This window comes from Sphingomonas sp. (genome assembly GCF_013812825.1).
Lineage (GTDB): Bacteria > Pseudomonadota > Alphaproteobacteria > Sphingomonadales > Sphingomonadaceae > Sphingomicrobium.
In genome coordinates this window covers 72,578-99,328 of the sequence record NZ_JACCSU010000027.1, presented here as the reverse complement: position 1 = coordinate 99,328, position 26,751 = coordinate 72,578, and the positions used below count along the sequence as shown (strand labels likewise).

The following is a 26,751-nucleotide window of genomic DNA, read 5'->3' as shown; positions in this document are numbered from 1 at the left end:
GTCGACCGCCGCTTCGGCCTCGCCCGCCCGGCGGCGGCGGGTCAGGATCTCGCGCACGTTGGCCGGCAGACTCGCCGCCGCGCGGGAGACTCGGACCACCGCCTGCCCCCTGGTCTGCGCGCGCTGGCTTCCGGCCGGGAAGTTCAGGGCGACATGGCCGATGCGCTTGGCGACGATCTGGCTGCCGCCCTGCACGGCGACGCTGAAATAGGGCAGCACCACCTGGCGGGCGGGTCCGGCGTCGCGGCGCACCGCGACGACGTCGAAGGCGGCGTTGGAAGTGACCCAGTCGCCCCTCTCGTCGCAATTGTGGAACAGGTTGGTGATCGTCGCGGTGACGTCGATCGCGGACGCATCGCGGCTGTTGGCCGGGTTGAACAGGGTGACGTCGCCGGTCGCCGCGGGAATCCCGAGCAGCGGGCACGCGCTCCGAGTGATGTACACGCCGCCGTCCTCGACCTGGCCGCCTCGCGAGCAGGCGGACAACAGCGACAGGACCAGCAGCGGCAAGAGGCGGAGCTTCATGGGATTCCTTTAAAAACCGGCGTGACGGGGGTTGGCCCGCTTCATAGGAAGCGCCTTTCAACGCTGCAAGCGATGCCTTACATGGCCTTGCGATGGCCACGGCCCGCCCCCCGCTGCATGTGCTGATCGCCGCGCCGAGAGGTTTCTGCGCCGGCGTCGACCGCGCAATCCAGATCGTCGAGCTGGCGCTCGAGCGGTTCGGGGCCCCGGTCTATGTGCGCCACGAGATCGTCCACAACCGCTTCGTCGTCGACCGGCTGCGCAACATGGGCGCGGTGTTCGTCGACGAGCTCGACGAGGTCCCCGGCGACCGGCCGGTGGTGTTCTCGGCCCACGGAGTGCCCAAATCGGTCCCGGCGGCGGCGAGCGAGCGCGGCCTCCATTTCCTCGACGCGACCTGCCCGCTCGTCTCCAAGGTCCATCGCCAGGCCGAGCGGCTGATCGCCGACGGCCGGCATATCCTGTTCATCGGCCATTCCGGCCATCCCGAGGTGATCGGCACCTTCGGCCAGGTCCCGGAAGGTTCGATCACCCTGGTCGAGACCGTCGAGGATGCCCGCAACGTCGCCGTCGACGACCCCGCGACCCTCGCCTTCCTCACCCAGACGACGCTGTCGGTCGACGACACCGCGGCGATCGTCGACGCGTTGAAGGCGCGCTTCCCGTCGATCCAGGCGCCGCGCAGCGAGGACATCTGCTACGCGACCTCGAACCGCCAGGCGGCGGTCAAGGCGATCGCTCCCTCGTGCGAGAAAATGCTGGTGATCGGCGCTCCCAACAGCAGCAATTCGCTCCGCCTGGCCGAAGTCGCCGAGCGGATGGGAGTTCCCGCGCGGCTGATCGAGCGCGCGACCGACATCGACTGGGACTGGCTCGGCCGGCCGGCGGCGCTCGGAGTGACCGCCGGAGCGTCGGCGCCCGAGCTCCTCGTGCGCGAGGTGATCGACGCCCTTCGCCAGCGCTTCGACGTCACCGAGGAGGAAGCCGATCACTCGCCCGAGCGGTTGAGCTTCAAGCTGCCGCGGGAGCTGGTCGCCTGACCACTCGAGGCGAATTGCCGCAGGTCGAGATGTTCACCGACGGCGCCTGCCGCGGCAATCCCGGGCCGGGCGGCTGGGCGGTATTCATTCGCCTTGCTTGCGAATCAGGCCCTGCTTCCGAATCAGCAGCGCGCGCGCGCGGGCGCGAGCGCGAGCTGTCGGGCGGCGAGCCGCTGACGACCAACAACCGGATGGAGCTCAAGGCGGCGATCGAGGGCCTCAACGCGCTCAACAAGCCGTCCCGGGTCAAGCTCACCACCGACAGCAATTACGTTCGCGAAGGAATCACCCGCTGGATCCACGGCTGGCAGCGCAACGGCTGGCGGACGTCGGACAGGAAGCCGGTCAATAACGCCGATCTGTGGCAGCAGCTGCTCGACGCGGTCGCCCGGCACCGGATCGAGTGGCATTGGGTCAAGGGCCACAGCGGCCATCCCGAAAACGACCTGGTCGACGCGCTCGCCTGCGCGGCCGCCGACTCGCAGCGCTAGGAACCGGCGCGCGGCTCGAAGTCCGCCGGATCGATCCCCGCCAGCTCCGCCGGCAACGCCTCCCCGCGGATCTGCGCGGCGCACAGCAAGGACGCGGCTGGCGCGGTCTGGATGCCCATGCCGCCCTGCCCCGCGCACCAGAAGAACCCCGGCGCCTGCGGGTCGAAGCCGAGCTTGAGCAGGCGGTCGGGAGCGAAGGTCCGAAGCCCGGCCCATTTGCGCTCGACGGCCTCGACCGGCCAGTCGATCGCCCGCTCGAAACGGTCGATCGCGGTCGCGACGTCGATCTCCTCGGGCGCCGCGTCGCACGGGTCGACCGGGGTCTCGTCGAGCGGGCTGACCCAGACGCTGCGGTCGCCCTCGCCTTTGAAGTAAAAACTGTCGTGGAGGTCGGTGACGAGCGGCAGGTCGCGCAGGCCGCCGCGACCGACCCGGATCTGGACCACGGTTCGGCGCATCGGCTGGAGCGCGATCGGCGGCACTCCGCAGCGCTTCGCGACGTCGTCGGCCCAGGCGCCGGCGGCGTTGACCAACAGGCCCGCGCTGATCGTGCCGGTCGCGGTCTCGACCTCCCACGAATCCCCCCGCGGTTTCGCCGATCGAAGCGTTGTATCGGTCCGCACCTCGCCGCCCTGGCGGCGAACCGCCGCCAGGGCGGCGGCGTGGAACGCGGCGACCTCGATGTCGGCGCAGGTCGGCTCGTACCAGCCGCCGGTCCACTGCTCGCGCAGCCCCGGCACCATCTTGTCGAGCTCGGCCCGGTCGAGAGGGATCAGCGCATGCTCGCCGACCAGGTCCTCGGCGCCCTCGACCGTGTCGCCATGCGCTCCGGTCAGGTGCACGGTGCCGCGGCGGCGCAGCAGGGGCGTCGAGGATCCCGGCCAGCCGGCGTCGAACATCGGCTTCGACGCGATGCTCAGTCTGCGCCCAGGAGACGAGCCGAGGCTCGCGACCCAGAACGCCGCCGAGCGCCCGGTCGAATGGCGGCCGCACAGATCCTCGGCCTCGATCACCGTCACGCGCCGCCGGCCGGCGAGCCGCGCGCCGAGGCTGGCACCGGCAATTCCGCCGCCGACGATCAATATGTCGCAGAGATGGGCGTCCGGCACGATAATCATGTCCTTGCTTAACTTTGGCCTTGGTTACGAATTGGAAAGCCGCACCGTCTAGTGGTCGGCGTCATGATCAACGCCGGATTCACCGAATTGCTGCTTGGGCTCCTGGCAGTCCTGCTGCTGGTCGCGGCGGTTGTCGACGTGCGCACCTTTACCATTTCCAACTCGCTCAACCTCGCGATCGCGCTGCTCGCGCCGCTCTACTGGTTGTCGATCGCGCTGCCGCTGTGGCCCAACGCGGCGATCCAGCTGGCGGTCGGCGCCGCAGTCTTCGCGCTGCTGGCCGGAGCCTTTTACGCGGGCATGATGGGCGGCGGCGACGTCAAGCTCGCAGCGGCCCTGGCTTTGTGGTTCTCGCCGGCCTCGACTCTCAAATTCCTTGTTTTGATGTCGCTGGCCGGCGGCGTCTTGACGCTGTTCGTCGTCGCGCTCCACCGGGTGCGCGGAAAGGCCGGGCGTCCCGAAATTCCTTATGGCGTGGCCATCGCTTTTGGCGGCCTCGCCATTCTCACCCAACGGTTTCTTAACCAATTTGCCTGATGTGTCATCACTTCGACGGGGCCCGATAGGGGAGGCGATCACGCCATGAACGTGAAGAAAATTGCGCTGCTGTTTGGAGCGCTGGTCATTGCGGTGGTCACCGCGGTCATGGCCAAGAACATGTTTGTCGGAGCTGGAGCGGAGCAGGCTTCGGCCGCGCCCGCGGTTCCGCTTGGGCCCAAGGTCCTGGTCGCCCGCAAGGCGCTTGCGGTCGGCACCATCATCGATGCCGAGAGCCTCGCCTATCAGCCTTGGCCCAAGGAGCTCATCCAGAGCGCTTACTACACCGAGGGCTCGCCCGACTCCGACATGAAAAAGCTGCTCGGCACCGTGGTCCGGCATCCGGTCACCGCCGGCCAGCCGCTGACTCATGGCGCGCTGGTCGGACCGAACGATCGCGGCTTCCTCGCCGCGGCGCTCGGCCCGGGCATGCGAGCGGTCACCGTTCCGGTCAACGTGTCGAGCGGTGTCGCCGGCTTCGTCTTCCCGGGCGACCGGGTCGACATGGTCCTGACGCAGCTCGTTGCCGGCGGCGGCGACGGCCCGCCCCTCAAGGTTTCCGAAACGATCGTTCGCAACGTGCGCGTGCTCGCTACCGATCAGCGCATCGACAGCAAGGGCGAGGACGGCAAGACCGAGGTCAAGACCTTCTCCAACGTGACTCTCGAGGCCACTCCGCGCATCGCCGAGAAGATCGCGGTCGCGCAGAGCATGGGCACTTTGACCCTGTCGCTGCGCTCGATCGCCGACAACACCGCCGAGCTCGAGCGCATGGTCGCTTCGGGCGAGGTCCGGCTGCCCCAGGGCACCAACCCGGCCGAGGAGCGGCGCCTGCTGCTCGCGGTCGCCAATCGGCCGATCGACACCAACACCACCTACACCACGGGGGGCGACGTCTCGCGCTTTCAGCGCCGCACCGTCCCCGGCCGCGCGTCGTCGGCGGGCTCGAATAGCCCCAACGACGCACTCGCATCTTTCGCCAAGGCTATGCGCAGCGACCAGGCTCCGGCCGGCCCGTCAGGTGCCGCTCCGGTCTACACCGGTCCGGTCGTTCGCGTTTCCCGTGGCAATACCGTCACCGTCGTTCCGGTGGGAGTTCGCTAAAATGACCAGTCGTAAAACCACTCGCCGAGCGCGTCTCGGCACCGCATTCGCTGCCCTGGCCCTCGGCCTCGGCACGGTTGCGGCACCCGTCCCCGCGCTCGCCCAGCACAGTGCTGCGCCGTCGGAGACACTGACCCTGAGCCAGGGCACCGGCACCCTTGTCCGGCTGGCCGGGCCGATGAGCGACGTGTTCGTCGCCAACGACACGATCGCCGACGTCCAGGTGCGGTCCGCGAACCAGCTTTATGTGTTCGGCAAGGGCCGCGGCGAGACCACGGTTTACGCGACTGGCAAGGACGGGCGCGTTGTCTATGCGGCCAATGTCCGGGTCGGCAACAACATCAGCTCGGTCGGCGAAATGCTCCTTCTGGCGATGCCCGAAGCCAGCATCCAGGCGACGCCGATGAACAATCTCGTGCTGCTGACCGGCACCGTCTCTTCGCCGACCGACGTCGAGGAAGCACAGCGGCTGGTCCAGGCCTATGTCGGCGAAGGCACGCAAGTCGTCAGCCGGCTGCGTTCGGCGACCCCGCTGCAGGTCACGCTCAAGGTCCGAATCGCCGAGATCAACCGTTCGCTGATGAAGCAGATCGGCGTCAACCTGCTCGGCCGTGCCGGCGACTTCGACATCTTGCAGGGGGATGGCATCTTCCTTCCCAAGGTGGGCGAGACGAGCGATCCGGCCACGGACGGAACGGGCTCGATCATCCGCGGATTGATCGGAACCACCCTCGCCCTGAGGAAGAACATCCTCGGACTCGATCTCATCTCGCGCCTCAACCTGGCCGAGACCGATGGTCTCGTCACCACGCTCGCCGAACCGAACCTGACGGCTTTGTCCGGCGAGACGGCGAGCTTCCTGGCCGGCGGCGAGTTCCCGATCCCGGTGTCGCAGTCGCTGGGCTCGGTGGCGATCGAATATAAGCAATATGGAGTCGGTCTGGCCTTCACTCCGATCGTGCTTGCCGACGGCCGCATCTCGATGCGCGTTCGGCCGGAAGTCAGCGAACTTTCGACCGAAGGCTCGATCAAGCTCAACGGCTTCGACGTGCCGGCGCTGACGACGCGCCGCGCCGAAACGACCGTCGAGCTCGGCTCGGGCCAGAGCTTCATGCTCGCCGGCTTGCTTCGCAACGCCAACACCAACGTCATCGAGAAAGCGCCTTTCCTCGGCGATCTGCCGATCCTCGGCGCGCTGTTCCGGTCGACGTCATTTCGCCGCTCGGAAACCGAGCTGGTGATCATCGTCACGCCGTATCTGGTCCGGCCGGTCTCGGGGCAGCTCGCCCTTCCGACCGAGGGCTATCGCGCTCCGAGCGACGTCCAGCAGGTCCTCCAGGGCCAGAACTTCGTCGGCCCGAGCCGTGGCCGCCGTGTGGTCACGCCGGCGCCCGTCGCCGGCGGCGCCGCTGCTGCTCCGGGGTTCAAGCTGTGACCCGCCAGTTGATCAGGAAGGATGCCACGATGGCCTCGAAATCCGCACTGTTGCTTGCCGCGGCGCTGCTCGCCGGTTGCAGCCATACGCCGTACGACCTGCCCGACCGGGGCGTCGCCGCGGTCAACGTGCCGGTCGTCTCCCGCGCCGATTATGTGTTCGACGCGTCGGCTCCCGGCGGCCAGTTGGCTCCCGGCGAGGCGGCCCGGCTCAACTCCTGGTTCGGCGGCCTCGGCCTCGGCTACGGCGATTCGATCTATGTGGACGGGCCGTACGAGGCTCGAGCCGACGTTGCCCAGGTTGCCGGTGCTTACGGCCTGATGGTCGCTCCGGGCGCTCCAGTCACGACCGGTGCGGTCGTTCCCGGGTCGGTTCGGGTGATCGTCAGCCGGATGCGCGCAAGCGTCCCCTACTGCCCCAATTGGAGCCTTCCGGCGCAACCCAATCATCAGAACCGCAATATGTCGACGTTCGGCTGCGCGGTGAACTCCAACCTCGCCGCGATGGTCGCCAACCCGCAGGACCTGGTCCACGGGCGCGAGGGCACCGGACTCGGCGACTCTCTGACGTCCTCGAAGGCGATCGGCGTCTACCGCAAGGCAGAGCCGACCGGCACCAAGGGTCTCCAGGACATCAACACCACAAAGAAGGGCGACTAGGCGATGAACGCTCCGTTCCAGGCACGCGCGGGTCTGCGCGATCCATTCACGGCTTTCGTTTGCGACGATGCCACCGCCGACATGCTTCGGCCGGTCGCGGTCGAGCACGGCTGGTCGCCGGAGAAGGTCAACAAGGGGGGCCTGCGCAACGCAGTGCAGTCGCTGTCGATCTCGGCAAGCCCGAACATCCTGTTCGTGGACCTGGCGGAATCGGCCGATCCCTTGAACGACATCAACGCGCTCGCCGAAGTCTGCGAACCCGGCACGATCGTCATCGCCACCGGTCAGGTCAACGATGTGCGCCTCTATCGCGACCTCGTCGCGAGCGGCATCCACGACTATCTGCTCAAGCCGTTCACCGTCGACCAGCTGCGCGACACGTTCGCCCATGCCCAGCAGATCATCTCGGGACCTCGCGGCGAGGCCCATGCCGACAAGCCGCACGTGATGACCGCCGTGGTCGGAGTTCGCGGCGGAGTCGGGGCATCGACGATCGCGACCTCGCTGGCCTGGCTGCTCGGCGAGCGCGCTCACCGCTCGACCGCGCTGCTCGACCTCGACATCCATTTCGGCACCGGCGCCCTGGCGCTCGACCTCGAGCCCGGCCGCGGCCTCACCGACGCGATCGAGAATCCCAGCCGGATCGACGGTTTGTTCATCGAGCGCGCCATGGTCCGTGCCAACGAGCGGCTTTCGGTGCTGTCGGCCGAAGCGCCGATCCACCAGCCGCTGGTCACGGACGGAACCGCTTTCTTCCAGCTTCAGGAGGAAATGCGCAACGCGTTTGAATCGACGGTGATCGACCTGCCGCGGCACATGCTGATCCAGTATCCGCACATGGTCCACGACGCGCACGTTGCGGTCGTCGTGTCGGAGCTGACCCTGGCCGCGACCCGCGACACGATCCGGATCCTCGCCTGGCTGAAGTCGAACGCTCCCCAGACCAAGGTCATCGTCGTCGCCAACGGCGTGCCCTCGGGCGGAGCGCTGGAGATCAGCCGCAAGGACTTCGAGCAGTCGATCGAGCGGCCGGTGGACATCGTCTTTCCGAGCGACGGCAAACTGGCCGCGCAATCCGCCAAGCTCGGCAAGCCGATGGCCGAGGTCGCGGGCGGCAAGATGGCGGCGCCGTTCAACACGCTGGCCAACATGGTCCTCAGCCATGCGACCGAGGAAGGAGCCGGCGATTCAAAAGCGATGGTCGGCGCCAGGTCGCTGGTCGACAATCTGAAGTCGATGCTGGCCAAGCCGAAGGCCAAAGCGGCCTGAAGCGAACGGCGGCAAGTGCGGGGGGCCAACCCCCGCCCTGCCGCTCCGAAGGGACTGACGAATGTTTTTCATGGTGACGTTCTTCGTTGTGGCCGGCGCGGCTCTGCTGCTGATCGCCAAGGCGTATCGCGGGCCATCGGCCTCGAAGACGCTCAAGCGGCGCGTCGAGATGATCCGTGAACGCCACGGCGACGTCATCGCCGGGCATGCGCAGGCGCAGATCCGCAAGCTGTTCGCTCAGCGCGCGACGCGCATCGAAAGCCTCGCCTCGACGCTGATCCCCAAGCCGGCGCTGCTTCGCCGCCGGCTCGAGATGACCGGCAAGGACATCACCCTGGCCAAATACGGCCTGATTTCGCTCGGCATCGGAGTGTTCATCGCCGCCGCTTTGATGATGCGCGGCGCGCCGATCCTGCTGGCGCTGTTCGCCGGCCTGTTCTTCGGCCTCGGCGGGCCGTATTTCTTCGTCGGCAAGCTGATCAAGCGGCGCATCAACAAGTTCAATTCCAACTTTCCCGACGCGATCGAGCTGATGGTCCGCGGCCTGCGCTCGGGCCTTCCGATCACCGAGACGCTTGGCATCGTCGCCGCCGAAATCCAGGGGCCGGTCGGACTCGAGTTCCGGGCCGTCGCCGACAAGATGAAGATCGGCCGCACCATGGAGGTCGCGCTCCAGGAAACCGCCGACCGCCTGGGCACAGCCGAGTTCCAGTTTTTCGTCATCACCTTGGCGATCCAGCGGGAAACCGGCGGCAACCTCGCCGAGACCCTGTCCAATCTTGCCGACGTGCTTCGCAAGCGCGCGCAGATGAAGCTCAAGATCCGCGCGATGAGCGCCGAGTCGAAGGCCTCGGCCTACATCGTCGGCTCGCTTCCGTTCGTGGTCTTCACGATGGTGTGGTTCATCAACCCGAACTACATGGGCGGCTTTTTCACCGACGAGCGGCTGATCGTCGCCGGCCTTGGCGGAATGGTGTGGATGGGCATCGGCGGCTTCATCATGGCCAAGATGGTCAACTTCGAGATCTAGTGGGGAATCGATAGCAATGCAGGCGGCAGGCCCCAACCTTCTCGGTTTCGACGTCATCTGGATCGCGACGATGCTCAGCGCCGTCGCGACCTTCGCCGTGCTGATCGCAATCTATGCGGCGACCACCGTCCGCGACCCGATGGCGCGCCGGATCAAGGCGCTCAACGACCGTCGCGAGCAGTTGAAAGCCGGCATCGTCGCCTCGACCAACAAGCGCAAGAAGCTCACCAACCGCAACGAGGCCGCGGACCGAGTCCGGTCGATCCTGACCAGCTTCAAGATGATCCAGGACGACCAGCTCAAGAAAACGCAGCTCAAGCTGATGCAGGCCGGCATCCGCACCAAGGAACTCGCCTTTTTCATCATCTTCGCGCGCTTCGTGCTTCCCGTCGTGCTCGGGGTCACCGCCGTGCTGATGATCTACGCCTTCGACTATTTCCCGGAATGGTCGTGGTGGCGCCGCTATGGCACCGTCGCGGCGACCCTTGTCGGAGCGTACAAGGCGCCCGACGTGTGGCTCAAGAACAAGGTCACCAAGCGCAGCCACGCGGTTCGCAAGGGCCTCCCCGACGCGCTCGACCTGCTGGTCATCTGCGCCGAGGCCGGCCTCACCGTCGACGCCGCCTTCGCCCGCGTCGCCAAGGAGCTCGGCAAGGCCTATCCGGAGCTCGGCGACGAGTTCGGACTGACCGCGATCGAATTGGGCTTCCTCAACGAGCGCCGCCAGGCCTTCGAGAACCTCGCGAACCGGGTCGACCTCGAGGCGGTCCGAGGCGTCGTCACGACCATGATTCAGACCGAGAAGTACGGCACTCCGCTGGCGTCGGCTTTGCGCGTGCTGTCGGCCGAGTTCCGCAACGAGCGCATGATGCGCGCCGAGGAAAAGGCAGCGCGCCTGCCGGCGATCATGACCATTCCGCTGATCCTGTTCATCCTGCCGACGCTGTTCATCGTCATCCTCGGCCCGGCAGCCTGCTCGATCAGCGACAATCTCATCAACGCCTGATTTCAACGGCAGTGGAACGCTAGCGCCGGCTTGAGCGCTGTATCCCCGGGTGTCTTGAACAAGGGGAGCGGAAAGATGGTCGGTTTCACCTCGGACCAATGGGTCATTGTCGCGCTGGTCTTCATCCTCGGGCTGCTGATCGGCGCCTTCCTGACGGCCGGCGGACGCCGCAAGTGGAAAGCCCGCTACCGCGAGGAATCGGCGCGCCGCGAGGCGATCGAGCATGAGCTTCGCGACGACCGCGCTCGGTGGGAAACCCGCGAGAGGGAATGGCGCGACCAGGATTCGACTCGCGGCGACCGAATCCGGGACCGCGACGGCGACGGGGTGCGCGACGATGCCGACCGCCGTCCCGACGACGACCGCCGGGCCTAGCCTTCGATCTTCGAGAAGTCGGCGACCCGGTGAACCGCGTCGCGAAACCGCAGCAGCAGGTTCAAGCGCCGCTCGCGCGTCGCCGGGTCGGGATCGTTGACCGTCACATGGTCGAAGAACTCGTCGATCGGCCCGCGCAGCCGCGCCAGGGCCGCCATCGCGCGCGTGAAATCCTCGGCCTCGACCGCCGCCGTCGCCTCGGGCTCGGCCTTGTCGAGCGCCGCCACCAGCGCCTGCTCTTGCGGCAGGTCCGCTCCGGCGCTGCCCGACGCCATCTCGGCGATCGCCTCGGCCATCCCCGGCTCCTCGACCAGCACCAGCGGGTCCTCCTCGCCGGTCTGCGGGATGCCCTGCTCGGCGGCTGAGCTCATGACCTGCGGAGCGGTCCAGTTCTCGCGCTTGAGGATGTTGGCCGCGCGCTTGTAGGCGACCAGCAGGTCGGCGCCTTCCGGGGTCGCGACGAATTCCTGAAGGGCTTTCACCCGAGCCAGCAACCGCACCAGGTCATCCTCCCCACCAAGCGCGAACACCGCGTCGATCAAATCGTGCCGAACCCCTGCCTCGCGCTGCTGCACCTTGAGGCGGTCGGCGAGGAAACTCCAAACCGCTTTGATAATGTCCGCGGGAGAATTGAATTCGTGATAGTAAAATGGCGCTTCGTCATTAGCATCGAGCCCGAAGGTCTTGTGATACTCGATATCAGATGAATTTACGAAAGCGAGAGTGAGTTCCTCCCACTCATTCGACGGAAGTCCTTTCGGTTGATATCTTTGCACCGTGTAAGCGAAATCGTTCTCGACTACTTCGTGGTATCGCCGCAGCACCCCTACGTATTCAACGCCTTCGGAATCAGTGACGCACATCTCGGCCAATAGATCGTACCAAACGCGGAGCGCGGCTCGAAGCGGCAGGCGAACATCGTTGGCTATGAGCAACCGTATTACCGCGATCGTAACCCGTCGAATCGCGTAGGGATCGCTTGATCCAGTTGGCATCATCCCCGCGGACGGGAACAGAAAAACGCTGTCCAGCTTATCGGCCAGCGCGACCGCCACCGTCACCGGCGAGGTTGGCATTTCCTCGCCCTGCCCGACCGGCTTGTAATGGTCGCGGACGGCGTCGGCGATCGAATCGGGCTCGCCCTGCGCGCGCGCCAGATATCCGCCGATCACGCCCTGCAGCTCAGGAAATTCGCCGACCATCCCGGTGACGAGGTCGGCCTTGGCGAGGCGCGCGGCGCGTTGGACTTGCTCCGCGTCGGCGCCTTTGACCACCCCCTCCTCGACCAGCCACCTCGCCAGCTTCGCGACCCGTTCGACCTTGTCGGCGAGAGTGCCGAGCTTCTCGTGGAAGACGATCTGGTCGAGCTTCTTCGCCTGCTCCTCGAGCGGCACCTTCAAATCCTGCTCCCAGAAGAAACGCGCGTCGGCGAGGCGCGCGGCGAGCACGCGGCGGTTGCCCTCGACGATCGCCGCGCCGCCGTCATTGGCGTCGATGTTGGCGATGCACACGAACGCCGGCGCGAGCGCCCCGCCGTCATCGGTGCAGGCGAAATATTTCTGGTTGGTGCGCATCGTGAGCACGATCACCTCGCGCGGCACGTCGAGATATTCGGAGTCGAAGCGGCCGAGCAGCGGCACCGGCCACTCGGTCAGTCCGGCGTTCTCGACCACCAGCCCCTCGTCGGCGAGCAATTTCAGTCCGGCATCGGCCGCCGCTTTGTCGGCGCCCTCGCGGATCAGCCGCTCGCGCTCGTCCTGGTCGACGATCACGTGGCAGGCGCGCAATTTCTCGGCATAGTCGCCGGCGCCGCCGATGGTGATCGGGCCCGGATGATGAAATCGGTGGCCCAGCGTGGTCGCGCCGCTGGCAATTCCGCCGATCTCGAACGGAACGATGTCTTCGCCCAGAAGCGCGACGATGCCGTGCAGCGGCCGAACCCAGCGTTCCGATCCGCCGCCCCAGCGCATCGATTTTGGCCACGGGAAATCAGCAAGGATGCGACCGAGCGCGTCGCCGATCACCGCGGCGGCCGGTCGCCCGGGCCGGTCGATGACCGCGAACAGAACTCCGTCGCGCTCCTCGAGCTGCTCGCGCGCCAGGCCCGTCTTGCGCAAGAATCCGTCGAGCGCAGCCGGCGGCGCGGACGCTTTGGGTCCCTTGATCTCCTCGCGCGCCGCCGCGGTTTGCGCGGCGACGTCGCGGGCGATCAGGACCAGCCGCCGAGGAGTCGAATGGACGTCGATCGCGCCGGTCTCGAGCCCGGCTTTCTCCAGCTCCCCGGCAAACATCTTCGCGAGATCGCCCCGCGCCCGCGCCTGCATCCGCGCCGGGATCTCCTCGGACAGCAGTTCGAGCAGGAAATCCGCCATCAGGCCGCCTGCCCCGCCGATTGGCCTTGCACCTCGAGCCAGGCGCTGCACGCGGCCTTGGCGAGGTCGCGCACGCGGCCGATATAAGCCTGGCGCTCGGCGACCGAGATCACTCCGCGCGCCTGCAGAGTGTTGAACAGATGGCTGGCCTTGATCGCCTGCTCGTAGGCGGGGATGGCGAGCCTGGCGGCGAGGCAGTTCTCGCACTCGACCGCCGCTTTCCGGAACAGGTCGAACAATGTGTCGGTGTCGGCAACCTCGAAATTCCATGCCGACATCTGCTTTTCGTTCTCGAGGAACACGTCGCCGTACGACACGCCGGCATCGTTGAATCTGAGGTCGAACACATTGTCGACGCCCTGGATGTACATCGCCAGCCGCTCGAGCCCGTAGGTCAGCTCGCCGGCGACCGGCCGGCACTCGAACCCGCCGACCTGCTGGAAGTAGGTGAACTGGGTGACTTCCATCCCGTCGCACCAGACTTCCCAGCCCAGGCCCCACGCGCCGAGCGTCGGGCTTTCCCAATCGTCCTCGACGAAGCGGATGTCGTGCTTGAGGAAATCGATGCCGATCTCGGCGAGGCTGCCGAGGTACAGCTCCTGAAGCTCGGGCGGGCTTGGCTTCAGCATCACCTGGTACTGGTAGTAATGGCCAAGCCGGTTGGGATTGGCCCCGTAGCGGCCGTCGGTCGGTCGTCGGCACGGCTGGACATAAGCGCATTTCCACGGTTCGAGACCCAGCGCTCGCAACACGGTCGCCGGGTGGAACGTGCCGGCTCCCATCTCGAGATCGTAGGGCTGGAGCAGCACGCAGCCCTGCGCGCTCCAGTAGCGGTGGAGCGTGAGGATCAGGTCCTGGAAGCTTAGGCTCAAGCGAAGTGCCCCTGTCGCGCAACCGGTCCCGCGGCGTTTGGCGCATGCGATGAAGCCCGGCAAGTGGACGGTGGCGTTCAGGCTTCCTACATGCCCGCAACTCAAGGGCGTTCGCGACGAAAGGCGGCCAGGCAATGTTGATGAGGATCCTTCGCCGCGGGCTGGCGATGCTCGGCGTTGTCGCGCTGGCAAGCTGCGCAACCACGCCTCCGGCCGAGAGCGCCACCGGCCGCCCGGCGCTGTGGCAAGTCGCCGACCGCGACACGACCATCTACCTGTTCGGGACGATCCATTTGCTGCCCAAGGACTATGCGTGGCGCACGGCGGCGTTCGACCGGGCGGTTGCAGGCTCGCAAACGCTGGTCGTCGAGACCGTTGTCGACAACAAGAATCCGCAGGCGCTGGTCGCCGAGCTTGCTCGCCTCGGCTTCCGCGCCGGCCTGCCGCCGCTCGCCGAGCGGGTCTCGCCGGCCAAGCGTCCGATGCTCGAGGCGGCGATCCGCAAGACCGGCATTCCACGTACGGCCTATGACCGGATGGAGACCTGGGCGGCCGCCTTCATGCTGCTCGGCACGCAGTTCAAGGATCTCGGCCTGATCGGCGAGGCGGGCGTCGAAGCCGTGCTTCGCAACGCCTTCATGCAGGCCGGCAAGCCGGTCGGCCAGCTGGAGACCAACACCGAGCAATTGAGCCTGTTCGACACGCTTCCCGAATCCGCCCAGCGCTCGCTGCTCGAGGGAGCGCTCGACGCCCCGGCCGAGATGCGCACGCAGTTCAACGAGATGCTGACCGCCTGGGCGCGCGGCGACGTCGCCAAGATCGGCGCGACCTTCAACGAGGACCTGTCGGGTTCGCCCGAGCTTCGCGATGCCCTGATCAAGCGGCGCAACGTCAATTGGACGCGCTGGATCCAGCGGCGCATGGCGGCGCCCGGATCGGTGTTCGTTGCGGTCGGCGCCGGCCACCTCGCCGGCCCGGACTCGGTCGTGGCGATGCTGCAGCGGGACGGCTACCGGGTCCGCCGTATCCAATAACCAGCACCGCCGCTCCGATTAGTTGCCGAGCCGGAATGACAAAAATTCACTCGGCGCGGCTTTCCGCTAGACTTTTATTAACCGCTCGGTGACCATGATCGCCGGGTATCGGGCTGGGGGGCACGGTGCACGGACGACCGGGCGCTCGGCGCGCCGGGCTCACCGTCATCACCATCCTCAGCGCCGGTCCGATGGGCGGGAGACCCAGGGATGGCCAAATTTCTGATCGCCGCTGCTTTGGCCGCCGCATCGGTCTCGCCGGCTTCCGCGTCCGCCATGGCCGACGCCGATCCGGCGATCTGGGTGGTCAACGATCACGACACGATCATCTATCTGTTCGGCACGTTTCACGCGCTCGACGGCCGGACCGCCTGGTTCAACGACGAGGTGCTGACCGCTTTCGCCGCTTCCGACGAGCTGGTGCTCGAGACCATCGTTCCGGACCTCGCCCGCGGAGCGCCCAGAAGCTCGGGCGCTTCACGACCGCCGCTCCACCCGGTGGCCGCGACCGCTTCTTTCCTCGCCTCGACCCGTCTCGCAATCTCGGCCGGGCGAGCGCGCGGAATGAGCTCCGCCAACGGAGCCGACATGGTCCTGCGCGAAGCAGCCGACGCGTTCGGCAAGCCCGTCATCGGGCTCGAGAGCTTCGCCGCTCAGCTGAACATGTTCCGCTCCATGCCCACCCGCCCCGCGCGGCTTGCCCGGCCGGGGGAAGCGGTCGGCGCGGCTCCGGACCGAGTCACGATGCAGGATCTGTCGGTGGCGATGGGCGAGATGCAGACCGCCTGGAACCGCGGCGATTCGCGCATTTTCGCGATGATGCTCAATCAGATGCGGTGGAACTCGCCGGACACCTATCACGTCATGTTCACCCAGCGGAACGCTCACTGGGCGGGCTGGATCGCCCGGCGGCTGCAACAGCCGGGCACCGCGTTCGTCGCCGTCGGAGTCGGCCATCTCGCCGGCCCCGACAGCGTCCAGGCCAAGCTCGCCGAGCTCAACATCCGCTCCGCCCGGATCAACTGAAGCGCGCAGCCATGCCGGGGGCATGGCGAGCACTGGAAGCGCGCGCAGCCATGCCGGGGGCATGGCGAGCACTGGAAGCCCGGCACGAAAAAGCCCGCCGCGCCTCAAGGCCTGCATTCCATTTGCCGCCGCGATGGTGCTAGCCTTGGGCTCTGGGGTGGAACGGGGAGCAGAGATTGGCCGACGTATTCCTGTCCTACGCACGGCCGGACCGCGTCACGGCCGAGCGCCTTGCAGGCGCGATCGCGGATACCGGGCTGACGGTTTGGTGGGACCGTCACATCAAGGGCGGGTCCGATTTTTCGCGCGACATCGAGAAACAGCTGAACGCCGCATCGAAGGTGCTGGTGATGTGGTCGAAGGAAGCGGCGGATTCGCGCTGGGTGCGTGACGAGGCGAGCGTCGCCGCGGACAGCGGGCGGCTGGTCGCCGTGACCATCGACGGAACGCCGCCACCGCTGGGTTTTCGCCAGTTTCAGACAATCGACCTGAAGAAATGGGCCGCCAAGGGCGCCCCCATCCCGCCCGCACTCGCCGAGGCGCTCGAAGTCGAAAAGTCGGCACCCGCCGAACGCTCAGTTTCGAGGCCGCCGCGCCGCCTCATCGCCGCCGGGATCGGAGCACTGCTGCTGGCCGGCGCCGCGACGCTGGCGATCGTCCGGCCGGAACCCATTGACCGCTTAATCTCGGGGCAGAAGCAAGGCGAAGGCGTCTCGCTGGCGATCATGCCGTTCGTCACTTCCGGCGACCGCGGCATCGAATATCTCGGCGCGGGCCTGTCGAGCGCACTGGCGGACAGCCTGACCCCGCTGTCGGGGCTCAGGATCACTTCCAGCACATCGACCCACGCGCTCGCCGGCAAGAGCCTGACCGCGCCGGAAATCGCCCAGAGGCTGGGCATCACGCATCTGGTCGAAGGAAACGTTCAGAAGCTCGGCGAGCGCCTCAGCATTTCGGTCCGGCTGATCGACGCCAAGTCGTCAGAGCAGGTGTGGGCGCGGACATTCGAAGGCGCGGCCGATGAACTTCAAGTGCTCAAGAACCGGATGGCGCGCGAGCTGGCTGGCGGACTGAGGGCGGGGCTCGGTGCCGGCGAGGGCGACGTCGCCCAGCGGCGCAATGTCGATCCGGCAGCCTACGAAGCCTATCTCCGGGCGCTGGAACGAGTGTCGGTGCGCGACGAACGGGACGCCCGGCTCGAGGCGATCAAGCAGTTTCGACTTGCCGCTTCGATCCAGCCGGATTTCGCCGATGCGCATGCCGGCTATGCCTGGTTGATGGCCTTGAGCATGCCCGATCAGCTCGGCATGTCGTGGAGCGAGCTCATCGCCGAACAGCGCCGCGCCAATGAGCGAGCCCTGGAGCTCGACCCGGAGAACAATCTCGCGCTGGTCGCCAAGTCGACGGCGCTCAACAACTTCAGCGGGGCGGTCGACCAGGCGCTTCCAATCGACCAGGCGGTGCTCAAAAGGTCGCCGAACTTCGGGCCGGCGCACTATTCCATTGCCGCAAGCCTGTGGCTGACTGGCCGAACGCGCGAAGCGCTGGGCCATCTCGAGCAGGCGATCGAACGTGACCCATTCGACACCCTGCTGCCCTTCTACCGAGTCAAGATCCTCTATTCGCTCGGCGATTATGGAACGGTGCGCGATGCCGCTATCAACTGCCGCGATTTCTGCGAGGCGATCGGGTGGTACTGGTTCAGCGCGATGGCCGGATTTGCGACTCCGGCACAATATCGTGAGGATTTTCCAGTCCTCGCGAAAGCGGCGCTTGCCGGCGAATTGTCAGAACAGGAGGTAGCCGAGGTTCGCGGCATTGCCGACCGCCTGATCCTCGGCCGGCCATTCAAGCTCCCGCCGATACCGGAGGATGCGCGTGTCGATTTCTTCGCGGCGGCGATTGCCGCCCGGATGAGGAGCTTCGACGAGGGGCTCCGCCATGCCCGCACCGCGACCGAGCGGGACCAGGCCGACTCGGTCCTCGACATCCTCAACGAGGGGCGCCTGACCTTCACCCCCGAGCAGCGCGCCGACCCGCGCTATCACCAGCTGTTCCGCCATCCCAAGCTGATCCGCATCGCCGCCGCACGGCGCAAGCAGGGCGTCACCGCCGGATTGCCGCTGTTCCCGGTAAAGACCTATGGAGGTCCTTGATCCTACGCACGAGCCGCCCACCCGTTCCTCCGCCCCTGGCCCCTGCATTCTTGCTTTTCCGGAGCCCCTCGACTAGGGCGCGCCTTCCCCGGCGATGGTCATCCCTGGAGGCGTGGCGGGGCTTTGCATTGGAGTAAGTTCAAATGAGCGAACAGCTGACGCTGCCCGCTGAAGCGCGCGAACGGGCTGGCAAGGGAGCCTCCCGTGCATTGCGGCGCGACGGACGGGTGCCCGCCGTGATCTACGGCGACAAGAAGGAGCCGCTGTCGGTGCATGTCGAGGAGAAGCGTCTCGCCAAGATGCTCTCGACCGGCCACTTCATGAACACCGTGGTGATGGTCGATGCGGGCGGCGAGCCGCATCGGACGCTGCCCAAGGACGTCCAGTTCCACCCGGTCACCAGCCGGCCGATCCACGTCGATTTCCTGCGCATCGGCGAGCACAGCCAGGTCACGGTCAACGTGCCGGTGCGGTTCGACGATGAGGAGGAATCACCCGGCATCAAGCGCGGCGGAGTGCTCAACATCGTCCAGCACGAGCTCGAGCTGGTCTGTCCGGCCTCGAAGATCCCGGACGAGATCCACGTCAGCCTCGCCGGCCTCGACATCGGCGATGCGATCCACATCAGTCAGGTCACCCTGCCGGAGGGCACCAAGACGGCGATCGACGACCGCGACTTCACTGTCGCCACCCTGGTTGCGCCATCGGCGATGAAGGCCGAGGCGGATGAAGCTGCCGAAGCCGCCGCGGCCGCCGAGGGCGAGGTCCCGACCATCGACGAGGAGGAGGGCGAAGGCGAAGCCGGAGCCGAGGAAAGCGACAAGGACGGCGACAAGGGCTGATCCGAGTCCCGCAAAACAGTCTGAGCAGCCGCTCGCCCTCTCCGGAGGGCGGGCGGTTTCTTTTTGGACGGGCGAGACGCTAGGGAGCGCTGATGCAGATCTGGGCGGGCCTCGGAAATCCCGGCGCGAGTTATGCGCTCCACCGCCACAATGTCGGCTTCATGGCGGCCGACGTCATCGCCGCGGCGCACGGCTTTTCGGCTCCGAAGAAAGCATTCCGGAGCGAGCTTCGCGAGGGCCGCATCGGCAAGCAGCGGATCCTGCTGTTGAAACCGCAAATGTTCATGAACCGCAGCGGCGAAGCGGTCGCCGAGGCGCTGCGCTTCTACAAGCTCGACCTCGACGCCTTGACCGTGTTCCACGACGAGCTCGATCTCGCGCCGATGAAGGTCAAGGTGAAGGTCGGTGGCGGCACCGCCGGCCACAACGGGCTGCGCTCGATCGACGCGCACCTCGGCCCTGAATTTCGCCGAGTCCGGATCGGCATCGGCCACCCCGGCCCGGGTCAGCAGGAGAAGGTGACTCCGCACGTGCTCGGCAATTATTCCAAGGTCGAGATGGAGCCGCTGGCCGACCTGCTCGCCGCGATCGCCGCCGAGGCCGAATGGCTGGCCGAAGGCGACGACCCCCGCTTCATGAGCGAGGTCGCGCGCCGGATGCACGACGAGTGAGCGTCCGCTCGCTGTTCGCGACCCGCCTCTATGAGGCGGAGCTCGATTCGCCCGAGCTGCTGGCCGATCTTTCGCACTCGATCCGGACCCTGGCCCGCGACGACAGCGCCGGGCGCCGCTGGAGCCGCGAGCATCATTATCCCGGCTACACCAGCTACGCGTCGCTCGATGACCTCGCGACCCGCGATCCGGCGTTCGCCGACCTGCAGAAGCTGCTGAGCCGCCACGCTGCTGCGTTCGCCAGCGAGCTCGCCTTCGACCTGCCGCGCAAGCCGCGCCTCGACAGCCTGTGGGTGAACCTGTTGAAAGCCGGTGGACGGCACGGTGGGCATCTCCACCCGCACAGCATCCTGTCGGGCACTTTCTATGTCGAAGCCCCGCCCGGCTCAGGCGCGATTGGCTTCGAAGACCCGCGACTGCCGATGATGATGGCCGCGCCGACGCGCTCGAAGGATGCGCCGCAGGACCTCCAGACTTTCGTCGAGATCGAGCCGCGGCCGGGCCTCCTGCTGCTGTGGGAGAGCTGGCTGCGCCACGAAGTGCGCCCCGGCCGCGCGCGCGGCGAGCGCCTCAGCATCAGCTTCAACTTCGCCTAGACGATCCAGCCCTGCCAGGCGCCGTACCGGCCGCGAACCGCGCCCCGGCGGACGCTGAGCGCGATCAGCGCGACGCCGCAGACGATGCTGGCGATCGATTGCGTGGTGCTTGCCTCGAAGACGAACGGAGTCACCAGAAGCACGACTCCGAGCGGCACCAGCAGAAAGCGCAATGGTCGCGCGACTTCGGCGGCCGCGAGGGAAATCACGGTCAGCGCAAGCGCTCCGATCAGGTGATCGGCGTTGGCCATCGAGCCGGCCGCGCCGAGCGTCAGCCGGGTGAACATCAACCACAGCCCGACGAGTCCGGCGAGCGCGAGGTTCCACGGCAAATTCACGCCGCCGCTGACCATGTCCTTCACGAAGGGCCCCGCCCCGTGCCCGAATTCGTTCTCCGGTTCCTCATCGGGCCCTTCATCGGTGTCGCCGAACAGGAACACGCGCAGCCAGCTCTTGCCCGCCTTCACTCGCCGCCGGATGAACTGCAGCGTCGCCAGCAATTCGTCGAGCGAATAGGGAATCTGCACCAGCATCGCCGCGGCGGCGATCAGCGCCAAGGTGCTCCAGGTGCCGATCAGGATCGGCTGGATGATGATGAAAAAGATCGAAGTGACGCCGAGCGGGGCAATCATCAATCCGAACAGCACGACCAGCCAGGGCATCGTCCGCCAGCGCGCTCGCGAACCGACGATCCCGGTCAGAATCTCGAGCGCGTAGGTGTACCCGCCGACCGCCGCGTCGGACACCGGCCATGCCTCGGAGACATGGCTGGTGATGATCTCTTCGGTGCCGTTCCTGGGATCGGCCGGCGAGCCGGCGAAGAACGGCTCCCATACCCCCTCGATATGTCCGAGCTGGTAGGCGGCCAAATAGCGTGAAACCTCCAAGCCGACGACGGCGAGAACGATGATCGGCAGGCGTTGCGACCATGTCGAGGGATTGTAGCTCCAGCCGGGCGGAGTGTGCGGCCCCGCGGTCGCAGCGAGCGGGGACGGACCGACTTCGGGCCGAGTGCCGACCGCAAAGGCGAAGATCAGGCCTCCGACCAGGGTGTCGGACAGATAAGCGGCGCCGTTCTCGGTCCAGAACAGGAATGGAGCCGCCATCGCCAGCGCTCCCGCTCCGGCCGTCGCCCAGCGCGCCCACCGCAGCCGCCAGGACAGCGACAAAGTGGCAAACAGGATGACGGCAAGGCCGAGCCCAACCTCGCTCCACGCAAGCGCGTTGCTATCAACCCCGATCAAAGGCGGCTGCAGCGCCAGCCACAGACCGAGAAAAATGTTGGTGAAGTGCGCCCAACGGAACTGGCGGTGCTCGCCGACCAGCACTTTTTCATGCTCGGCGCGCACCCGCTCCGGATCGCGACCGGCAGTTTGCGCGTCCGTGACCATCGGCGGCGGGGTGAGGCCGTTGTCTTCGTACCAGCCCTCCGGGTCGCGTTTCAGTGCGGCGACGATTTTGGGCAGAGTGTCCTTGATCCGGTGCTCGGGCTCCCAGCCGAGCAGCTCGCGAGCGCGGGAGACGTCGAGCTCGTAATGGTCGTCGGCCATCGCCACCATGAACGGCTTGATAAAGGGCGCTTCGCCCTGGTCGATCGCGTCCGGGACGACCGGCTCGAGCTTGTTTTGAACCCACGCTCCGACGGCGGCGGCGGGCTTGGGCACCCGTAGCGTCGGCCAGTCCTCGGAACCGTGGATCAAATAGCCGATCTCGTCTTGGAGCGCGTCATAGCCGACCGCTTCCTCCTCGCCGACAAGGATCACCGTTCCCGACGGAAATTTGCTTCGCCGGTCGATTGCGCGCTTGAACGCGTCGAGCATGTCGGCGCGATGGACCATCGATTGGCCGACCAGAGTCGAGCCCGAGTATAGGTGACTCTGGAGATCGCGCTCGTAAATCCGGGCGATCTGGTTGCTGAGCGTCGGCACCGCCGTCTCATCGTCATAGAGCCCGGCGAGGTGAAGCAGCACGTAGGGGATGCCGCCGTGCTCGGCGCGGATCACCTCCTCCGCTTCGGCTTTCGACTTCGGGTAGGCCCATTTGGGCTCGATCGGCTGCTGCTCGTCGATCGGCTGTCCCGGCTTGCCGGGCGCGTGCACGAGCATCGTCCCAGAATAGAGGAACTGCTCGACCTCGAGCCGCTGCAGCCCGCGCAGTAGCCGGCGGGTGCCATCGACATTGATCGACTTGTAAAGTGGGTTCTCCTCGCCGGTGAAATCGAAATAGGCAGCGAGGTGGACCACGCTGGCGACGCGCTTGCCGAAACGCTTCGCAAACTCGCTGATGCCTTTTTCGACCGATTGGTCGTCGCCAAGGTCGGCCTCGATCAGCGGGAATTCCGCTTCGGAGCCGGGCCGGTCGACACCGACGACGCGATAGTCGTCAGCCAGAACCTTCGCCAACGACGTGCCGATATTCCCCGCCGCGCCGGTGATCAGCACGATCGGTTTGCCGCTCTTGCGCGTTGCCACGATGAACTAACGGCGGGGCCGACCGTCGGTTTCCGTTCGAGTTCGGCCGCAGCCGCTTCATTTTGTCCCGAGGCACCGCTAAGCGCGTCGCAATCCCCTTCACCAAAGGACTTCCGATGGGCTTTCGCTGCGGCATCGTCGGCTTGCCGAATGTCGGGAAATCGACGCTTTTCAACGCTCTGACCGAGACCGCGGCAGCGCAGGCGGCGAATTATCCGTTCTGCACCATCGAGCCCAACGTCGGCCGCGTCGCGGTGCCCGACGAGCGGCTGCACAAGATCGCCGGGATCGCCAAGTCCGCCCAGACGATCGACACCCAGATCGAGTTCGTCGACATCGCCGGACTAGTCCGCGGAGCCAGCCAGGGCGAGGGCCTGGGCAACAAATTCCTCGCCAACATCCGCGAGGTCGACGCGATCGTCCACGTGCTGCGCTGCTTCACCGGCGGCGACGTCACCCACGTCGAGGGCCGAGTGGACCCGATCGCCGACGCGGAGGTCGTCGAGACGGAGCTGATGCTGGCCGATCTCGACAGCCTCGAGCGGCGCGTGCCGAACCTCGTCAAGAAAGCGCAGCAGGGCGACAAGGAGGCCAGGATCGAAGCCTCGGTCCTCGGCCAGGCGCTCGAGCTGCTCAAGGAGTCCAGGCCCGCTCGGCTGGTCAAACCGAAAGATGCGGAGGAGCACAAGGCGCTCGAGCGCGCGCAGCTGCTGACCGCCAAGCCCGTCCTTTACGTGTGCAACGTCGACGAGGCCGACGCGGCGGAGGGCAATGCACTGTCGGCGCAAGTGTTCGAGAAAGCCGCCGCCGAGCACGCCGGGGCGGTCATCGTCTCGGCCGCGATCGAGGCGGAGATCGCGACGCTGGGGGAGAGCGACCGAGCGGCGTTCCTTGCCGACCTGGGGCTCGAGGAAACCGGCCTGACGCGCGTGATCCGCGCCGGCTATCAGCTGCTGGGCCTGATCACCTTCTTCACCGCCGGGCCCAAGGAAGCGCGCGCCTGGACCGTGCCCAGGGGAGCGAGAGCGCCGCAGGCCGCCGGAGTCATCCACACCGACTTCGAACGCGGCTTCATTCGCTCCGAAACCATTGCCTATGAGGATTTCATCGCCTGCGGCGGCGAGTCGGGGGCCAAGGAGGCCGGCAAGATGCGCGCCGAGGGCAAGGACTATGTCGTCCAGGACGGCGACGTCCTGCTGTTCCGGTTCAACGTATGAGGGTCAGCGAATGGCGATAAGGGTCAAAGGCTTCTCCTGGGTCGGCGTCGGCACCGACGACTACGAAACCTCGCTGCGATTCTTCACGCAGGTGCTCGGCCTGACGGTCGAGGCGAGCGGCGACCGTCAGGCGATCCTTCGAGTCGCGCCCGGCCAGCAGCTCGAGATCTTCGGCCGCGACGGGCGCGGCAAGGATCTCAACACGCCCCCGACCATCGCCTTCGAGGTCGACGACGTCGACCGAGCGGCGCGAGCCTTGGTCGCCGGGGGAGCCGAGCTGATCGGCGATCGGGGGTCGTGGAACGGCCATGAGTGGCAATATTTCCGGACCCCCGACGGTCACCTGTTCGAGATCAAACGCTCTCCGCCCGATCCGTAGGGTCTTTCTTGGCAAGGCTGCGCCCCGCCCAGCGCTCCGCAACCGCGATCACCAGCAGCGTCCAGAACAATCCGAACGACCAGCCGGCGACGACGTCGCTCGGCCAATGAACTCCGAGCATCGGCCGGCTGAAGCCGATCAGGACGGAAAGCAGCAGCGCCGCCGCGACGGCCCAGCGCCGATGCCGCGGATCGTCGAACGCGAGCAATGCGAAGCCGAGATAGACGATCATCGAATTGGCCGCGTGGCCGCTCGGGAACGACTGGTAATGGACTTCGGCGAGGCGCAAATTCTCCTCTGGGCGGAGGCGCGCGAAATAGGCCTTTTCGAGGATCACAAGGAGCCGGCCGGAGAAGCTCGCAATGAGCAGCAGCAGCGCCGCCCGGCGCTTGCCTCGATACAGCAGCCATCCCGAGCCGAGAATGGTCACCGCGACCACGGTCGGCCAATTGCCCAGGTAGGTGAAACCGAGCGCCGCCAGCGCCAGCCACGGCTCATCGCCGGCGTACAGCGCCATCAGCAGCGCCCGGTCGCTATTCCCGGCGCCGAGCAGAAGCATCGCCAGCCACACCCCCGCAAGCACGGCCAGAGTCAGCAGAGGCACCAGCCGCTCCCTTGTCGCGATCGCCGCCAAGAGGCTAGGCAAGCTTCACCATGGACAGGGCGTTCAATCCCCAGACCGCGCCAAATGTTGCCGCGGCGCTCGCTCACGGCCGCAATCTGCTCGAGCAGCAGCCCAGGCTGGCCGCCGAGCAGGCACGCGAAATCCTCGCCTCGGTCCCCGGCAGCGCCGACGGCTACCGGCTGCTCGGCGAGGCGCTGCGCCGAACCGGCGAGGACGAGGCCGCCAACGAGGCCGAACTCGCCGCCATCTCCGCGTCGGTCCGCGATCCCGAACTGATCCGCGCGGGTGCGGCGCTGGTCGACAATGATCTGCCGGCGGCCGAAGCGATCCTTCGGCCGTTGCTCAAGCGCCGGCCGACCGACGTCGCCGCGATCCGGATGATGGCCGAGCTTGCCGCCCGCCTCGGCCGCCGCGTCGACTCCGAGAACTTGCTCCGCCGGGCGATCGAGCTCGCTCCCGGCTGGGCGGCGGCGCGCGCCAACCTCGCGACGATCCTCTACCGGCAGCACCGCGCCGAGGAAGCTCTTGCCGAGCTCGACCGGATCGAGCGCCTGGGAGCGCAGGACGATGCCCAGCGCAACCTGCGCGCGGCGGCGCTCGGCCGGCTGGGCGGCTACGACGAGGCCATCGCGCTGTACCGGGACGTGCTGTCGCGCCACCCGGGGCAGCCCAAAGTGTGGATGAGCCTCGGCCATTTGCTCAAGACGGTCGGCGAACAAGGCGAGGCGATCGCCGCCTACCGCCGGGCAATCGAGCTCGCCCCGAGCCTCGGCGAGGCGTGGTGGAGCCTCGCCAACCTCAAGACCGTGCGCTTTTCGGACGAGGACATCGCCGCGATGCGCTCCGCTCTTGCCGGCGAGGCAATCAGCGACGACGATCGGCTGCACCTCCATTTCGCGCTCGGCAAGGCGCTCGAGGACCGGCGCGAGGACGACGGCGCTTTCGACCATTATTCCCAGGGCAATCGGATCCGTGCCGGCCAGCTCCATTACGACCCGGCGGCGATCACCGAACATGTCGAAACGTGCGAAGCGCTGTTCACGGCCGAATTCCTCGCCGAGCGCGCGGGCGCCGGGTGCCGTTCGCCCGATCCCATTTTCATCCTCGGAATGCCGCGCGCCGGGTCGACCCTGATCGAGCAGATCCTCGCCAGCCACCCCTTGGTCGAAGGCACGATGGAGCTGCCCGACATCATCGCCTTGTCGCAGCGGGCCAACCGCCGCGAGGATGATCGCCGCGAGGATGATCGCGGACAGAAATCGCGATACCCGGCGATCCTCGCCGAACTGCCGGCCGGGGAGCTCGGAGCGCTCGGCCGCGAGTATCTCGACCGGACCCGGATCCAGCGCACCGCCGGCACGCCCTTCTTCATCGACAAGATGCCCAACAATTGGGCGCACACCGGCTTTATCCGGCTGATCCTGCCCAACGCCCGGATCATCGATGCGCGCCGCCACCCGCTCGCCTGCTGCTTTTCCAACTTCAAGCAGCACTTCGCGCGCGGCCAGGCATTTTCCTACTCGCTCGAGGCGGTCGGCGCCTATTACCGCGACTATGTGCGGCTGATGGCGCATTTCGACCGCGTCATTCCGGGGGTCGTCCACCGAGTGGTCCACGAGCGGCTGGTCGCCGATCCCGAGGGCGAAATTCGCCGGCTGCTCGACGCGCTCGGTTTGACCTTCGATGAGACCTGCCTGAGGTTCTACGAGAATGCCCGGCCGGTCCGCACCGCCAGCTCCGAGCAAGTGCGGCGGCCGATCAGCAGCGAAGGGCTCGACCAGTGGCGGCGGTTCGAGCAGTGGCTCGGCCCGCTGAAGCAAGCGCTCGGCGCGGCGCTCGACCATTGGGATGATGCGCCGAGGCCATAGGAGCGCCATTTTTTGACATGCATCGACAAAGCG

General features: G+C 66.9%; 25 protein-coding genes. 19 read left to right on the top strand and 6 right to left on the bottom strand.

Annotated features, from left to right (window positions below; all coding sequences use genetic code 11):
* Positions 1–525: hypothetical protein (locus H0T81_RS03950; RefSeq protein WP_294010067.1), on the bottom strand; the 525-nt coding region annotated here is incomplete at its 3' end.
* Between the two features lie 92 nt (positions 526–617).
* On the opposite strand from H0T81_RS03950, the gene ispH reads away from it, so the two are divergent.
* Both ispH and rnhA read left to right on the top strand, forming a co-directional pair.
* Entirely contained in the window at positions 618–1,565 is a 948-nt protein-coding gene (gene ispH / locus H0T81_RS03945) for a 4-hydroxy-3-methylbut-2-enyl diphosphate reductase (RefSeq protein WP_294010065.1), read from the top strand.
* Between the two features lie 29 nt (positions 1,566–1,594).
* Positions 1,595–2,056: a ribonuclease HI gene (rnhA, locus tag H0T81_RS03940; RefSeq protein ID WP_294010071.1), complete on the top strand. Its 462-nt coding sequence runs from the start codon at positions 1,595–1,597 to the stop codon at positions 2,054–2,056.
* Here the strand turns inward: rnhA and H0T81_RS03935 are convergent.
* Positions 2,053–3,174: an FAD-binding oxidoreductase gene (locus H0T81_RS03935; protein ID WP_294010064.1), complete on the bottom strand. Its 1,122-nt coding sequence runs from the start codon at positions 3,172–3,174 to the stop codon at positions 2,053–2,055. The two genes, rnhA and H0T81_RS03935, sit on opposite strands and share 4 nt — an antisense overlap.
* 63 nt (positions 3,175–3,237) lie before the next feature.
* On the opposite strand from H0T81_RS03935, the gene H0T81_RS03930 reads away from it, so the two are divergent.
* The 8 genes from H0T81_RS03930 (at position 3,238) to H0T81_RS03895 (ending at position 10,589) form a co-directional block, all read left to right on the top strand.
* Positions 3,238–3,711 (top strand): prepilin peptidase, encoded by a 474-nt coding sequence (locus tag H0T81_RS03930; RefSeq protein ID WP_294010062.1) that lies wholly within the window; start codon positions 3,238–3,240, stop codon positions 3,709–3,711.
* A 45-nt stretch (positions 3,712–3,756) separates the two neighbouring features.
* The gene (gene cpaB / locus H0T81_RS03925) at positions 3,757–4,815 is read left to right on the top strand and encodes a Flp pilus assembly protein CpaB (RefSeq protein ID WP_294010060.1); all 1,059 of its coding nucleotides are present in this window, start codon (positions 3,757–3,759) and stop codon (positions 4,813–4,815) included.
* Position 4,816: 1 nt separating this feature from the next.
* A complete protein-coding gene (locus H0T81_RS03920; protein WP_294010058.1) occupies positions 4,817–6,250 on the top strand; it encodes a type II and III secretion system protein family protein in 1,434 nt (477 codons plus the stop codon).
* Positions 6,251–6,279: 29 nt separating this feature from the next.
* Positions 6,280–6,909 carry a CpaD family pilus assembly protein gene (locus H0T81_RS03915; RefSeq protein ID WP_294010057.1) on the top strand — a complete coding sequence of 210 codons (630 nt, stop codon included), beginning with the start codon at positions 6,280–6,282 and terminating at the stop codon, positions 6,907–6,909.
* Between the two features lie 3 nt (positions 6,910–6,912).
* A complete protein-coding gene (locus H0T81_RS03910) occupies positions 6,913–8,178 on the top strand; it encodes a pilus assembly protein CpaE (RefSeq protein ID WP_294010055.1) in 1,266 nt (421 codons plus the stop codon).
* Between the two features lie 61 nt (positions 8,179–8,239).
* The gene (locus H0T81_RS03905; protein WP_294010052.1) at positions 8,240–9,208 is read left to right on the top strand and encodes a type II secretion system F family protein; all 969 of its coding nucleotides are present in this window, start codon (positions 8,240–8,242) and stop codon (positions 9,206–9,208) included.
* Positions 9,209–9,224: 16 nt separating this feature from the next.
* The gene (locus H0T81_RS03900) at positions 9,225–10,214 is read left to right on the top strand and encodes a type II secretion system F family protein (protein WP_294010049.1); all 990 of its coding nucleotides are present in this window, start codon (positions 9,225–9,227) and stop codon (positions 10,212–10,214) included.
* A gap of 75 nt (positions 10,215–10,289) precedes the next feature.
* The gene (locus H0T81_RS03895) at positions 10,290–10,589 is read left to right on the top strand and encodes a hypothetical protein (RefSeq protein ID WP_294010046.1); all 300 of its coding nucleotides are present in this window, start codon (positions 10,290–10,292) and stop codon (positions 10,587–10,589) included.
* Here H0T81_RS03895 and glyS read toward each other — a convergent pair.
* Entirely contained in the window at positions 10,586–12,961 is a 2,376-nt protein-coding gene (gene glyS, locus H0T81_RS03890) for a glycine--tRNA ligase subunit beta (RefSeq protein ID WP_294010043.1), read from the bottom strand. The two genes, H0T81_RS03895 and glyS, sit on opposite strands and share 4 nt — an antisense overlap.
* Positions 12,961–13,833: a glycine--tRNA ligase subunit alpha gene (locus H0T81_RS03885; RefSeq protein ID WP_294010041.1), complete on the bottom strand. Its 873-nt coding sequence runs from the start codon at positions 13,831–13,833 to the stop codon at positions 12,961–12,963. The genes glyS and H0T81_RS03885 overlap by 1 nt, the downstream gene beginning before the upstream one ends.
* 134 nt (positions 13,834–13,967) lie before the next feature.
* Here H0T81_RS03885 and H0T81_RS03880 point away from each other — a divergent pair, with 134 nt between their 5' ends.
* The 6 genes from H0T81_RS03880 (at position 13,968) to H0T81_RS03855 (ending at position 20,158) form a co-directional block, all read left to right on the top strand.
* Positions 13,968–14,867: a TraB/GumN family protein gene (locus H0T81_RS03880; RefSeq protein WP_294010039.1), complete on the top strand. Its 900-nt coding sequence runs from the start codon at positions 13,968–13,970 to the stop codon at positions 14,865–14,867.
* 210 nt (positions 14,868–15,077) lie between these two features.
* Positions 15,078–15,893 (top strand): TraB/GumN family protein, encoded by an 816-nt coding sequence (locus H0T81_RS03875; protein ID WP_294010036.1) that lies wholly within the window; start codon positions 15,078–15,080, stop codon positions 15,891–15,893.
* A 176-nt stretch (positions 15,894–16,069) separates the two neighbouring features.
* Positions 16,070–18,049: a TIR domain-containing protein gene (locus H0T81_RS03870; protein WP_294010033.1), complete on the top strand. Its 1,980-nt coding sequence runs from the start codon at positions 16,070–16,072 to the stop codon at positions 18,047–18,049.
* Positions 18,050–18,192: 143 nt separating this feature from the next.
* Entirely contained in the window at positions 18,193–18,891 is a 699-nt protein-coding gene (locus tag H0T81_RS03865) for a 50S ribosomal protein L25/general stress protein Ctc (protein ID WP_294010030.1), read from the top strand.
* 92 nt (positions 18,892–18,983) lie between these two features.
* Positions 18,984–19,562: an aminoacyl-tRNA hydrolase gene (gene pth / locus H0T81_RS03860; RefSeq protein WP_294010027.1), complete on the top strand. Its 579-nt coding sequence runs from the start codon at positions 18,984–18,986 to the stop codon at positions 19,560–19,562.
* Positions 19,559–20,158, top strand: coding sequence for a TIGR02466 family protein (locus H0T81_RS03855; RefSeq protein ID WP_294010024.1), 600 nt, complete (start codon positions 19,559–19,561; stop codon positions 20,156–20,158). The genes pth and H0T81_RS03855 overlap by 4 nt, the downstream gene beginning before the upstream one ends.
* Here the strand turns inward: H0T81_RS03855 and H0T81_RS03850 are convergent.
* Positions 20,155–22,629 (bottom strand): NAD-dependent epimerase/dehydratase family protein, encoded by a 2,475-nt coding sequence (locus tag H0T81_RS03850; RefSeq protein ID WP_294010022.1) that lies wholly within the window; start codon positions 22,627–22,629, stop codon positions 20,155–20,157. The two genes, H0T81_RS03855 and H0T81_RS03850, sit on opposite strands and share 4 nt — an antisense overlap.
* Positions 22,630–22,745: 116 nt before the next feature.
* Here H0T81_RS03850 and ychF point away from each other — a divergent pair, with 116 nt between their 5' ends.
* Together ychF and H0T81_RS03840 are read left to right on the top strand one after the other, a co-directional pair.
* Positions 22,746–23,846, top strand: coding sequence for a redox-regulated ATPase YchF (ychF, locus tag H0T81_RS03845; RefSeq protein WP_294010019.1), 1,101 nt, complete (start codon positions 22,746–22,748; stop codon positions 23,844–23,846).
* Between the two features lie 10 nt (positions 23,847–23,856).
* Positions 23,857–24,225, top strand: a complete 369-nt coding sequence (locus tag H0T81_RS03840) for a VOC family protein (protein ID WP_294010016.1) — start codon at positions 23,857–23,859, stop codon at positions 24,223–24,225.
* Here the strand turns inward: H0T81_RS03840 and H0T81_RS03835 are convergent.
* Entirely contained in the window at positions 24,200–24,859 is a 660-nt protein-coding gene (locus H0T81_RS03835) for a phosphatase PAP2 family protein (RefSeq protein ID WP_294010012.1), read from the bottom strand. The two genes, H0T81_RS03840 and H0T81_RS03835, sit on opposite strands and share 26 nt — an antisense overlap.
* A gap of 20 nt (positions 24,860–24,879) precedes the next feature.
* Here H0T81_RS03835 and H0T81_RS03830 point away from each other — a divergent pair, with 20 nt between their 5' ends.
* Complete coding sequence (locus tag H0T81_RS03830) at positions 24,880–26,718, top strand: tetratricopeptide repeat-containing sulfotransferase family protein (RefSeq protein ID WP_294010010.1); 1,839 nt, start codon at positions 24,880–24,882, stop codon at positions 26,716–26,718.
* Positions 26,719–26,751 lie beyond the last annotated feature (33 nt).